We start from the raw sequence: 11,779 nt of genomic DNA, 5'->3' as shown, positions 1-11,779 counted from the left end.
GACCAGGGGCCGAAGGCCCGGCGGGCCGCCCGCACGGCGCGGTCCACGTCCTCGGCGCCCGCGCGGGCCACCTCGGAGAGGACCTCCTCGGTCGAGGGGGAGAGGGTCTTGAAGACCTGCCCGTCGGCCGCCTCGGTGAACTCGCCGTCGATGAAGGGTCTTGTGGAAGTTCACCCGGTAGCCGCCCTCGTAGACGTGGAGCAGGCAGTAACCGCCCGGATACTCCTTCACCGCACCGACTTCCAAGAATTCCACCGCGCAAGGCAGGTCGGGCCGGGTGCGTCTGGTTCGGTGGGTGTGACCGCTGTGGTGCAGGAAGACGCCCGGCGCCTGCTGGTAGAGGCTCTGTAGTTCGAGGGCGGTCGCGCGGTCGAGGATGAAGCCGTGGCCGCCGATATTGGTGAAGCCCGCCTCGGCGGTGACGGGGTGGTGGCCGAACACGATGGTCGGCCGGTCCGGGTCGGCGCGCAGCGTTTCGGTGAGGGCGTCGAGTTGCGGGCGGTCCATGGTGCCGCCCGCGGCATCCGGGGCGCTGGTGTCGAGGCCGAGGATGCGCAGGTCGCCGAGGTGGTGTTCGGTCAATTGCTGACGGGGTAGGAACTGATCGCCCCAGCAGTCGGCGCAGTCCGGATAGTCGTGCGGGCGGTCGTGGTTGCCGCGGGCGACCAGGTAGTCGGTGCCGAGAGTTCCCCATGCGTCCAGACGTTGTCGGACAGCACGTGATTCGTCGGCGGTGGCCTCGTTCGTGAGGTCGCCTGCCAGCAGCAGGAGCGAGGCGTCGCGGGCGCTGATATCAGCGAGGAGGCCGTCGAGCATGAACCGCGGATAGGGCGGGTCGCTCTGGTATCCGGGTGGGAAACCGGCGATCACGATGCCGCTCACCGTCTCGCCGTAGTGCACGTCGTTGGCCAGGGCGATGGTGTGTAGCAGACGTCCGGGAGGTGGTGTGAGCGTGGTGAATTCGCCGCGAGCTTCGGGAGCGCCGGGTGCCGCCGTGGTGAGCGCCGGGGCGGGGAGCGCGCGAATTCCGTTGGACAGGGCCTGGAATCGGTACGGGCGGCCGGGCTCGAGGTCGTCGATCTCGGCGTAGTGGAACGGGGTTCTGGAGTCGTCGTGGTAGACGGTGAACGGCTCGCGGGGTGAATCCGCCGGGGCCAGGCGCACTTCGGTATCGGCGGGGACCGGAAAGGGCCGGCCTGCCGGATCGAGACCGAACGTGGTCCAGGTCAGTACCGCGCCACGATCGGTCACGGTGACGATTTCCAGATCGAGCGCGATCAGCGGATCGACATGCGCCGCACCGGAACCCGGTATCGCCGCGGCGAGCGCCGCGCCCGCCGCGGCGGCCAGTACGGTTCGGCGCGACGCTCCGCAGCAGCCCATGCTGTCGAGCGTAACGGCGGTTCCAGGCGATACCGGGAAGCGTCACCGGGTGTTCGGTCAGTGTTTGTTGGCCGGTGCCGAGCAGATCTTCCAGGTGCCGTCTTCCTTGGTGAGGTGCTCCTCGGTACTCGACTCGGTATCGGGCTCCTCGCCCTCCACCGACAGCGTCAGCTGACCGGTGACCGTCGCTTTCGCGTCGTCGCCGGTGATGACGATGTCCTTGACCTCGTCGATCGTCACCTGCACCGTCGCCCGCTCGAACTGCGCCCGCTGCTCGGGGGTGAGATTGTCGATTTCCGTGCGATCCGCCTGACAGGCCAGTTGCGCGGCGGCGATGAAACCGTCGGCATCGAGCGTGTCGTAGAAGTCGCGCACCGCGACGTCGATCTGCTTCTCGTCCGACGACAACGGCGTACGCCCCTGCAACGTGAGCACGACCCCCGTCACCAGCACACCGACGACCACCAACGCGACGATCCCCAACGCCACGAACAACCCGGTCCGCTTCTTCTTCGGCGCGGGCGGTGGCACGAACACATCGGGCCCACCCGGATACTCGGGCCCCGGCGGCCCCCCGGCCCCGAACCCCGCATGCGGATACCCCGGCGGCCCGGACGGCATCCCCGGATCGCCGGGCGGCTGCTGACCGAAGGGAGGCTGTTGTCCCTCGGGCGGATTCGTCATGGCAACGCTCCTGATGTCATCGGGGGCGTCGACCCCCAAAACCTATGGAACCGTGCGAGATCAAACCTGAATATCGAACAAACGAGGCGAACCATAACCTCCGCGCTCCACTCGACCTCACCCGGGGCTGGATGCCTTCGTGAAGGCAAGATGAAGCCATGACGGCGTCGAGTGGGGGCTTGCCTGGCTCGGTGGCCGATCGAAACCTCGTCCTGGCTCGCCAACGAGAAAGGCCCCGACCAAGTGGTCGGGGCCTTCTTCGGTGCCCTCGGCAGGAATCGAACCTGCGGCCTTCTGCTCCGGAGGCAGACGCTCTATCCCCTGAGCTACGAGGGCGGGATAGATGCCGGTCGCGGTGAGGCGATCGGGCAGCGACAGCGTATCGCATCGAGTGCGGTGCGCCAAAAACTGTGCCGGACCGGGGGTTGGGGCCGGTCCGGCCGCGGTTGTCAGCCGAGGGGGAGGGGGGTGGCGTTGCGGGCGGCGAGCATGGTGATCATCAGCTGCGATTCGCCCTCTTGGGTTTTCGACATCGTGGCGGCCAGGGTGCGGACCGCGGTGGTGTCGGCGTGCTCGGCGGCGTAGTCGAGCATCGGGACGCCGCCCTGGTGATGGCGCAGCATCAGTTGCAGGAACATCGTGTCCAGTGCGGGGCCGGTGGACCGGCGCAGCGCGGTCATCTCCTCCTGGCTCGCCATGCCGGGCATGGACTGCATCGGGCCCGACATCGCCGGCTCGGCGGTGGAACCACCGTGGTGGCCGGTGCTGCCGTGGTCGTCGCTCATCCAGCCCATGTAGCCGTCGACGTTCTGGTTGGACTCGCCCCACAGCTGCAACCAGGCCTGCATGCGGCCGATCTGGTTCTGCTGAGTGGTCAGGATGTCGTAGGCGAGGCGACGCACATCGTTGTCGGTGGAGGCGATCAGGGCCACTCCGGCCATGTCGACGGCCTGCGCGTGATGTGCCGACATGTCCTGACTGAAACCGATGTCGACCGCGCTCGGCTCGGGTTCGGCGTTCTTCTCCAGCGGCATCCGCAACAACACACCCGCCACCGCGCCGAGCAGCAGCAGACCGATCGCGCCGAGAACGAGCACCGCCCCGGCCGGGCGACGCGCGCTCGACTCGGGCGCGGTGTCGTCGGGTTCGACCGCGCTCTCCTCCGTGCTCACTACTGACCCGCGGGCAGGCCGCCCGGCATCGGGATGTTCGGCAGGCCGGGGATGCCCGAGCCCGTGCCGCCGCCACCGAGCTCGGTCTGGTCCTGCGTCAGGCCCTTGCCGTCCATCGGGACCGCTTCGGGACCGTAGGGCGAGGAGTCGAACGGCGGCGGGTTGTTCGCGTCGAAGATCGGGTTCGAGCAGCTCGCGCCGACCTCGGGGTAGGCGTAGGGATTCTCACGCAGGGCGGAGATGAACTGCTTGATCCGCGCGTCGTCGGCGTTGTCCAGCTTGAGCTGGTGGCCCCACGACTGCAGCGAGACCGCCGAGTCCAGACCCGGGTACGGCGACATCAGCGAGTACTGACGGCCCTTGACGAAGTTCGACAGCTTCTCGACACCGGCCGCGTCGACCTTGTCGGGGTTGTAGGCGATCCAGACCGCGCCGTGCTCGAGCGAGTGCACCGCGTTCTCCATGCGGATCGGCTTGGCGTACACGGTGCCCGTGCAGTTCGCCCACGCGCCGTCGTGCGGGCCACCGAAGGCGGGGGCCTTGTCGTAGGCCACGCGCTGGCTGGCGGTCACGTGCAGACCGGCCGGGTACTCCGACTTCACGACGCCGTCGATCTTCGCCGACGGGTCCTGGTTCTCCTTGGAGGGGACCCATTCCTTGAGGTCGGTCTGGGCCTCGCGGATCGCGGCCTGGTCCATGTACTTGGGCACCAGGCTGTAGGCCAGCAGCCCGATCAGCGCGACGATGGCGACGCCCGCGCCGAGCAGCACCCATGGGGTGTCGCGCTTCTTGCCCGGAAGGTTGCCCTTGCGGGTCTTGCGGGACGGAGACGACTTCCCCGCGGCCCGCACGGCCTTGGCTGATGTGGCGCTGGTCCTGCTAGGCATCGCTCGTTGTGCTCTTTCGACGTGTGGATCGGTGGGTTCGTGGCGGGCGGTCGTGGTTGCAAGGGGCCCAGCCAATAGGATAGAGACTCGTGACTCCAGCTGACCTTGCAGATCTCCTTCGTACCACCGCGGCGAAGGTGCTTGTCGAACGCGGACTGGACTCGTCGGTCCTGCCCGAGCAGGTCACAGTGGAGCGTCCGCGCAACCCCGAACACGGCGACTATGCCACGAATGTAGCGATGCAGGTGGCCAAGCGGGTCGGAACCAACCCCCGCGAGCTGGCAGGCTGGCTCGCCGAGGCGCTGTCGGCCACCGAGGGGATCGATGTGGCCGAGATCGCCGGGCCCGGCTTCCTGAACATCCGTCTCGCCGCTTCGGCGCAGGGCGTCATCGTCAGCCAGATCCTGACCGCGGGGCAGATCTACGGCACCGGGTCCGCGCTGGCAGGCACCAAGATCAACCTCGAGTTCGTCTCCGCGAACCCGACCGGTCCGGTGCACCTCGGCGGTACCCGCTGGGCCGCCGTCGGTGACGCGCTGGGTCGCATCCTGGCCGCTCAGGGCGCCGACGTGACGCGGGAGTACTACTTCAACGACCACGGCGCGCAGATCGACCGCTTCGCGAAGTCGCTGGTCGCCTCCGCACTGGGCGAACCGACCCCGGAGGACGGGTACGCGGGCGAGTACATCGCCGAGATCAGCGCGGGCATCGTCGCCGCGCATCCCGATGTGCTCACCCTGCCCGCCGACGAGCGGCACGAGGTGTTCCGCAGCGAGGGCGTGCAGCAGATGTTCGCCCAGATCCGCGCGGACCTGCACGAGTTCGGCACCGATTTCGACGTGTACTTCAACGAGAGCGAACTGTTCGCCTCCGGCGCCGTCGAACAGGCCGTCGAGCAGCTGAAGAACTCGGGCAACCTGTACGAGAAGGACGGCGCCTGGTGGATCGCCAGCACCGAATACGGCGACGACAAGGACCGCGTGGTCCTCAAGAGCGACGGCAACGCCGCCTACATCGCCGGAGACATCGCCTACTTCCAGAACAAGCGTGGCCGCGGTTTCGACCTGGCCATCTACATGCTCGGCGCCGACCACCACGGCTACATCGGCCGGTTGAAGGCCGCCGCCGCCGCGTTCGGCGACAACCCCGACACCGTCGAGGTGCTGATCGGGCAGATGGTGAACCTGGTGCGCGACGGCGTCGCCGTGAAGATGAGCAAGCGCGCGGGCACCGTGGTGACTCTCAACGACCTGGTCGAACAGATCGGCGTCGACGCCTCGCGCTACTCGCTGGTGCGTTCCTCGGTGAACTCGAGCATCGACATCGACCTGGACCTGTGGACCAAGGCGAGCAGCGAGAACCCGGTCTACTACGTCCAGTACGCGCACTCGCGGACCAACAGCATCATCGGCAATGCCGCGAAGTACCCCGAATTCGCTTCTGTCGAACCGGATTTCGCGCTGATGACCTCCGGTCGCGAAGGCGATCTGATCCGCACTCTCGGCGACTTCCCGCGCGTGGTCGCGACCGCCGCCGATACCCGCGAACCGCATCGCATCGCCCGCTACCTCGAAGAACTGGCCGGTGTGTACCACCCGTTCCAGTCCGACGACGACATGCGCGTGCTGCCCAAGGGCGACGACGCCGTCACCCCGCTCAACGCGGCTCGCCTCGAACTGGTCAAGGCGACCCGTCAGGTGCTGGCCAACGGCCTTGCCCTGCTCGGCGTGAGCGCACCGGAGCGCATGTGAACACCGGCAAGCTTTTCAGGAAGGACGCACTGCGATGAGTGCACACCCGGCCGGTCCCCGGCACGCAGAGATCCCGCACGCGCCGAGTCTGGCCGAGCGCCCGACCGACCCGAGGGAGATGATCGACCTCCCCGACAATGTCTGGCCGCGCAATGCCTCGCGCGGTGACGACGGTGTGGTCGCGCTGGCGGGCGTGCCCGTCACCCAGCTCGCCGAGCAGTACGGCACGCCGCTGTTCGTGATCGACGAGGACGACTTCCGCTCGCGCTGCCGCGACATGGTCGCCGCGTTCGGGCCGAACGCCCGCGTGCACTACGCGTCCAAGGCGTTCCTGTGTGGCGAGATCGCGCGCTGGATCCGTGACGAGGGCCTTTCCCTCGACGTGTGCTCCGGCGGCGAGCTCGCGGTGGCGCTGAACGCCGGTTTCCCGGCCGAGCGCATCGCGCTGCACGGCAACAACAAGTCGGTGCCCGAGCTCGAAGCGGCCGTCACGGCCGGTGTGGGGCACGTGGTCGTCGACTCGCTCTACGAAATCGAGCGGCTCGAAGCGGTCGCCGGTGCGGCGGGCGTGGTGCAGGACGTGCTGGTCCGCGTGACCGTCGGCGTCGAGGCACACACCCACGAGTACATCTCCACCGCGCACGAGGACCAGAAGTTCGGCTTCTCGATCGCGGGCGGCGACGCCATGGAAGCCCTCGCGCGCGTCTTCGAGGCCGACAACCTGCGTCTGGTCGGTCTGCACAGCCACATCGGCTCGCAGATCTTCGAACTCGACGGTTTCGAGATCGCCGCGCGCCGCATGCTCGGCCTGCTGCGCGAGGCCATCGACAAGTTCGGCATCGACCGCACCGCCCAGATCTCGACCCTGGATCTCGGCGGTGGTCTCGGCATTTCGTACCTGCCGAGCGACAACCCGCCGCCGCTGGGTGAATTCGCCACCAACCTGCGCGCTCTGGTCGCGGCCGAAGCCGCCCGTGCCGGGCTGCCCGAGCCGACCATCGCCGTGGAACCGGGTCGCGCGATCGCGGGTCCCGGCACCATCACCCTGTACGAGGTCGGCACCATCAAGGATGTCGAACTCGACGGTGGCGCGCGCCGTCGCTACGTCAGTGTGGACGGCGGGATGAGCGACAATATCCGCCCCGCGCTGTACCAGGCCGACTACGATTGCCGTCTGGTCTCGCGCTCCTCGGACGCCCATGCGGTCGTCGCGCGCGTGGTCGGAAAGCATTGCGAGAGTGGCGATATCGTCATTCGTGACACGTGGATGCCCGCCGATGCGGCCCCCGGTGACCTGGTGGCCGTGGCGGCGACCGGTGCGTATTGCTACTCGATGTCGAGCCGCTACAACCTGCTCACCCGGCCCGCCGTGGTCGCGGTGCGTGACGGTGCGGCGCGACTGATTCTGCGCCGGGAAACGGTGGCGGACCTGCTCAGCCTGGAGGTGGAAGAATGAACGGCACCAAGGACGCGGGACGTCCGCTCGGCGTAGCCGTGCTCGGGATGGGCACTGTCGGCACCGAGGTGGTTCGCGTGCTGCGCGATCACGCCGATGACCTGCGTTCGCGCGTCGGAGCGCCGCTCGTGCTGCGCGGTGTCGCGGTGCGCGACATCAGCAAGGACCGCGGTCTGCCCGCCGAGCTGCTCACCACCGACGCCTCCGCGCTCGTCGCTCGCGACGACGTCGACCTGGTCGTCGAGGTCATGGGCGGCATCGACCCCGCCCGCAAGCTGATCGGCGACGCGCTCAACGCGGGCAAGTCCGTCGTGACCGCCAACAAGGCGCTGCTGGCCGACTACACCGGCGAACTCGCCGCCGCCGCCGAGGGCAGCCGCGCCGACCTGTACTTCGAGGCCGCCGTCGCCGGTGCGATCCCGGTGGTCCGGCCGCTGATCCAGTCGCTGTCGGGTGACCGGGTGAACAAGGTCGTCGGCATCGTCAACGGCACCACCAACTTCATCCTCTCCGCGATGGACGAGACCGGCGCCGCCTACGACGACGTGCTCGCCGAGGCCACCGCGCTCGGCTACGCCGAGGCCGACCCCACCGCCGACGTCGAGGGCTACGACGCTGCCGCCAAGGCCGCGATCCTGGCCTCGCTGGCGTTCCACACCCGGGTGACCGCGGCCGATGTCTATCGCGAGGGCATCTCCAAGATCACCGCCGAAGACCTGGAGACCGCGTCGGCCGTCGGCTGCACGGTCAAGCTGCTCGCCATCTGCGAGCGCGTCTCGGCCGGTCCGGGCGAGCCGACGCTGGAAGAGGGCGGCAAGGATCGCGTCTCGGTGCGCGTCTACCCGGCGCTCATCCCGCGCAAGCACCCGCTGGCCTCGGTGAACGGCGCGTTCAACGCCGTCGTCGTGGAAGCCGACAACGCCGGTCGCCTGATGTTCTACGGGCAGGGCGCCGGTGGCGCCCCCACCGCGTCGGCCGTGCTCGGTGACCTGGTGATGGCCGCGCGTAACAAGTTCTACGGTGGTCGTGCGCCCGGCGAATCGGTCTATGCTGAGCTGCCGATCGCGCCGATCGGCGACACCCCCACCCGCTACCACGTGAACCTGCAGGTGGAGGACCGTCCCGGCGTGCTCGCCGCGGTCGCCGACACCTTCGCCCAGCACGGGGTGAGCATCTCGACCGTGCGTCAGCAGGGCCACGGCGACGGCGCCCGGCTCGTGGTCGTCACCCACCATGCGGTGGAGTCGTCGCTGGCAGATACTGTCGCCGTATTGGCGGACATGGAATCCGTCACCGCTGTGACCAGCGTTCTCAGATTGGAAGGCACCGAAGAATGACGCGGAATGTGCGCGGCGTCGCTGACATTCGCACCGCATCGTACGCAGACCACACGTATGCGCATGGTTGCGCCGCAACGCAGGGAGCTTTGGCATGAGCCCGACTGGAATCGCCCCGCAGTCGGGCGTGCACTCGCGCTGGCCCGGTCTGATCGCTGCCTACCGCGACCGCTTGGCCGGCGCGGCCGACTGGGAGCCGGTGACCCTGTTCGAGGGCGGTACCCCGCTGGTCCCCGCGCCGCACCTGTCCGCGCTCACCGGGTGCGAGGTGTATCTCAAGGTCGAGGGTGCCAACCCGACCGGTTCGTTCAAGGACCGCGGCATGACCATGGCAATGACCGACGCCAAGTACCGCGGCCAGAAGGCCGTGCTGTGCGCGTCGACCGGCAACACCTCGGCCTCGGCCGCGGCGTACGCCACCCGCGCGGGCATGGAATGCGCCGTGCTGATCCCGCAGGGCAAGATCGCGATGGGCAAGCTGGCCCAGGCCGTGATGCTCGGCGCCAAGATCATCCAGGTCGAGGGCAACTTCGACGACTGCCTCGAGCTCGCGCGCAAGGTGACCGCGGAGTTCCCGCAGGTGGGCCTCGTGAACTCGGTGAACCCGGCGCGTATCGAAGGCCAGAAGACCGCCTCGTTCGAGATCTGCGATGTACTCGGCAAGGCGCCCGATGTGCACGTGCTGCCGGTCGGCAACGCGGGCAACATCACCGCCTACTGGCGTGGATACCGCGAGTACTACGCCGACGGCATCACCTCGGTGCTGCCGCGCATGCTCGGTGTACAGGCCGCCGGTGCCGCGCCGCTGGTCAACGGTGCGCCGGTGAAGGACCCGGAGACCATCGCGACCGCCATCCGGATCGGCGCCCCGGCGTCGTGGAACGGTGCGATGGAAGCCAAGGAGCAGTCCGGTGGCGCGTTCCGCGCGGCCACCGACGACGAGATCCTGGCCGCCTACCGCCTCGTCGCCGCGAAAGAGGGCGTCTTCGTGGAGCCCGCGTCGGCCGCGAGTGTGGCCGGTCTGCTGGCCGCGCGCACGGAAGGCTGGCTGGATTCGGGCCTGACCGTCGTGTGCACCGTGACCGGCAACGGTCTCAAGGACCCCGACAACGCGCTGGCCGGAATGCCGGAGGTCAAGCCGATCGCGGTCGACCCGGTCGCTATCGCCCGCGAACTCGAGCTGGCCTGAGTTGACCGCACCCGAGCCAACGCTGATGACAGCGACGCTGCCCGCCGGTCTCGAAGTGACCGTGCGTGTTCCCGCCTCGACGGCCAATCTCGGTCCCGGATTCGATTGTCTCGGAATGGCATTGGGCATCTACGACGAAATCGTGGTGCGCACTACCGAGTCGGGACTCGGCATCCGCGTCGAGGGTGAAGGCGCCGACGACGTGCCTTGGGGCCCAACACATCTGGTGGTCCGCGCGATCGAGCGTGGACTGGAATCGCTGGGTGTGTGGGCCGACGGTCTCGACGTGGTGTGCCGCAACGTGATTCCGCACTCGCGTGGGCTGGGTTCCAGCGCGTCGGCCGTGGTCGGCGGGCTGGCCGCGGGCGCCGGGCTGGCCGCGAAGTTCGATCCCGCGCTGCGCATGGACGACGACCGGCTGGTGCAGCTCGCCTCCGAGTTCGAAGGCCACCCCGACAATGCCGCTGCCAGCGTGCTCGGGGCAATCGTGGTGTCGTGGACCGAAACCGATGCCGCGCAGACCCGCGCCTACCGGGCCGTGCGGCTCACTCCGGCATCGGCCCTTCGTCCGGTGGTGCTGATCCCGCAGGAACGCTCGTCCACGGCGCACACCCGCGGGCTGCTGCCCGAGCAGGTGCCCCACGGTGACGCGGCGTTCAACGTCAGCCGGGCGGCGCTGGCCGTTGTCGCGCTGACCGAACGTCCCGATCTGCTGATGTCGGCCACCGCCGACCGGTTGCACCAGACCCAGCGTGCCCCCGCGCTACCGCTCACCACGAAGTGGATCGAGCTGTTGCGCGCCGCGGGTATCGCGGCGACCGTCTCGGGCGCCGGCCCGACCGTGCTTGCCCTGACCACCGAAGAATTCCCCGATGACCTGCGCAAACAGGCCGAATCGGACGGTCTGCGCGTGGTCGAACCCGGCATTGCCGACGGGGTATCGATCGACTGACGGCGTGCCTGCCTTGCCGTTGTTCGCAATAGGCAGCTATTCTGAGCAAGTCCGTACATCGTGCGCATCAGACGCCGGTGCTTCATCAGGGCAATCGCTCCCCTCACCACTGTCTTCTGGTGGCGAAGGCCTCCGGTCCTCCCGCGGCGGGTAGTACGGCACAGGCGTCGAACATGGACGCATAATCCGAGCTCGGCATATATTGCCGGGTCTACGGAACGGAACCCTCGAATCAGCACACGGCATTCGAGGGAAGGAAAGGACTTCCGTGACAGAAACGGACCTGCTCGCGACACCCGGGGTGGATTCCAACCCTACGAACTCGGGCAGCCGCGAAAGTGAATCCGGACAGATTTCGAAAATGAGCGAACAAACCGACGTCGCACGATCGGGGCTGACTGGAATGCTGTTGCCGCAGTTGCGCGCACTGGCGGGGGAGCTCGGTATCCGAGGTACCTCCGGAATGCGTAAGGGCGATCTCATCGCCGCTATCAAGGAAAATCAATCCGGAGCGCCCGCCAAGGGGGACAAGCCCGCCGCCGCGCCCGTCGCGAACGACGCGCCCGCGAAGAACGAAGCGCCCGTCAAGAACGAAGCGCCCGCGAAGGTGGAGAAGTCCGCCAAGGCCGACAAGCAGGCCGCGCCCGTCGAGAAGCAGGCTCCCGTCGAGGTCAAGGCCCCCGAGGCCAAGACCGTCGAGGTTCCGGCCGAGCAGGCCGCGACCGAGCAGGTCAAGACCGACGCCCCCGCCGACGCAGGCGAGGATTCCGGTCGCGACGGCGGTCAGCGTGGCCGCGGTCGGCAGCGTCGTGGACGTGACCAGGCCCGTTCCGGTGGTGGCGACAATGCTCCCGCCGAGAACCGCGCCCCGGCCGAGAACCGCGCCGAGGAGACCAAGCAGGCCGACAAGGCCGAAGGTAGCGATCAGGGCGAGCGTCGCCGCGAGCGTGGCGACCGCAACGGCGCCG

At 68.4% G+C, this 11,779-nt stretch carries 10 protein-coding genes, 1 tRNA gene and 1 pseudogene; 6 read left to right on the top strand and 6 right to left on the bottom strand.

Annotated features, from left to right (window positions below; translation table 11 throughout):
• The 6 genes and pseudogenes from ACFWF3_RS08660 to ACFWF3_RS08635 all read right to left on the bottom strand — a co-directional run.
• A partial coding sequence (locus ACFWF3_RS08660; RefSeq protein WP_379313089.1) for an aldehyde dehydrogenase family protein occupies nt 1-152 on the bottom strand: 152 nt, incomplete at its 3' end.
• Nucleotides 153-300: 148 nt separating this feature from the next.
• Nucleotides 301-1,383: pseudogene (locus tag ACFWF3_RS08655) on the bottom strand (metallophosphoesterase); the annotation flags it as partial.
• Between the two features lie 57 nt (nt 1,384-1,440).
• Nucleotides 1,441-2,067 carry a hypothetical protein gene (locus ACFWF3_RS08650; RefSeq protein WP_378996193.1) on the bottom strand — a complete coding sequence of 209 codons (627 nt, stop codon included), beginning with the start codon at nt 2,065-2,067 and terminating at the stop codon, nt 1,441-1,443.
• 263 nt (nt 2,068-2,330) lie between these two features.
• Nucleotides 2,331-2,403 (bottom strand) — tRNA-Arg (locus ACFWF3_RS08645).
• Nucleotides 2,404-2,516: 113 nt separating this feature from the next.
• Nucleotides 2,517-3,239: a DUF305 domain-containing protein gene (locus tag ACFWF3_RS08640; protein WP_379313087.1), complete on the bottom strand. Its 723-nt coding sequence runs from the start codon at nt 3,237-3,239 to the stop codon at nt 2,517-2,519.
• A complete protein-coding gene (locus tag ACFWF3_RS08635) occupies nt 3,239-4,126 on the bottom strand; it encodes a DUF3105 domain-containing protein (RefSeq protein ID WP_378996189.1) in 888 nt (295 codons plus the stop codon). The genes ACFWF3_RS08640 and ACFWF3_RS08635 overlap by 1 nt, the downstream gene beginning before the upstream one ends.
• A gap of 89 nt (nt 4,127-4,215) precedes the next feature.
• Here ACFWF3_RS08635 and argS point away from each other — a divergent pair, with 89 nt between their 5' ends.
• The 6 genes from argS to ACFWF3_RS08605 all read left to right on the top strand — a co-directional run.
• Entirely contained in the window at nt 4,216-5,877 is a 1,662-nt protein-coding gene (gene argS / locus ACFWF3_RS08630; protein ID WP_379313086.1) for an arginine--tRNA ligase, read from the top strand.
• Between the two features lie 34 nt (nt 5,878-5,911).
• Nucleotides 5,912-7,333 (top strand): diaminopimelate decarboxylase, encoded by a 1,422-nt coding sequence (gene lysA / locus ACFWF3_RS08625; RefSeq protein WP_379313085.1) that lies wholly within the window; start codon nt 5,912-5,914, stop codon nt 7,331-7,333.
• A complete protein-coding gene (locus ACFWF3_RS08620) occupies nt 7,330-8,670 on the top strand; it encodes a homoserine dehydrogenase (RefSeq protein WP_358071802.1) in 1,341 nt (446 codons plus the stop codon). The genes lysA and ACFWF3_RS08620 overlap by 4 nt, the downstream gene beginning before the upstream one ends.
• Before the next feature lie 94 nt (nt 8,671-8,764).
• The gene (gene thrC / locus ACFWF3_RS08615) at nt 8,765-9,859 is read left to right on the top strand and encodes a threonine synthase (protein WP_379313083.1); all 1,095 of its coding nucleotides are present in this window, start codon (nt 8,765-8,767) and stop codon (nt 9,857-9,859) included.
• A gap of 25 nt (nt 9,860-9,884) precedes the next feature.
• On the top strand, nt 9,885-10,811 hold the full coding sequence (gene thrB / locus ACFWF3_RS08610; protein WP_378996181.1) for a homoserine kinase: 927 nt from the start codon (nt 9,885-9,887) through the stop codon (nt 10,809-10,811).
• A 361-nt stretch (nt 10,812-11,172) separates the two neighbouring features.
• The coding region (locus ACFWF3_RS08605) for a Rho termination factor N-terminal domain-containing protein (protein WP_379313082.1) at nt 11,173-11,779 on the top strand (607 nt) is incomplete at its 3' end.

This window comes from Nocardia sp. NPDC060220, assembly GCF_042727815.1.
Taxonomy (GTDB): domain Bacteria; phylum Actinomycetota; class Actinomycetes; order Mycobacteriales; family Mycobacteriaceae; genus Nocardia.
Note: the sequence above shows the minus strand (reverse complement) of the source record. Positions and strands in the feature narration are given on the sequence as shown.

Excerpts from the sequence above, each read along its gene's own strand:
- ACFWF3_RS08650 (WP_378996193.1), bottom strand. The coding sequence starts at position 2,067 with ATGACGAATCCGCCCGAGGGACAACAGCCTCCCTTCGGTCAGCAGCCG.
- ACFWF3_RS08635 (WP_378996189.1), bottom strand. The coding sequence starts at position 4,126 with ATGCCTAGCAGGACCAGCGCCACATCAGCCAAGGCCGTGCGGGCCGCG.
- lysA (WP_379313085.1), top strand. The coding sequence starts at position 5,912 with ATGAGTGCACACCCGGCCGGTCCCCGGCACGCAGAGATCCCGCACGCG.
- ACFWF3_RS08620 (WP_358071802.1), top strand. The coding sequence starts at position 7,330 with ATGAACGGCACCAAGGACGCGGGACGTCCGCTCGGCGTAGCCGTGCTC.
- thrC (WP_379313083.1), top strand. The coding sequence starts at position 8,765 with ATGAGCCCGACTGGAATCGCCCCGCAGTCGGGCGTGCACTCGCGCTGG.
- thrB (WP_378996181.1), top strand. The coding sequence starts at position 9,885 with ATGACAGCGACGCTGCCCGCCGGTCTCGAAGTGACCGTGCGTGTTCCC.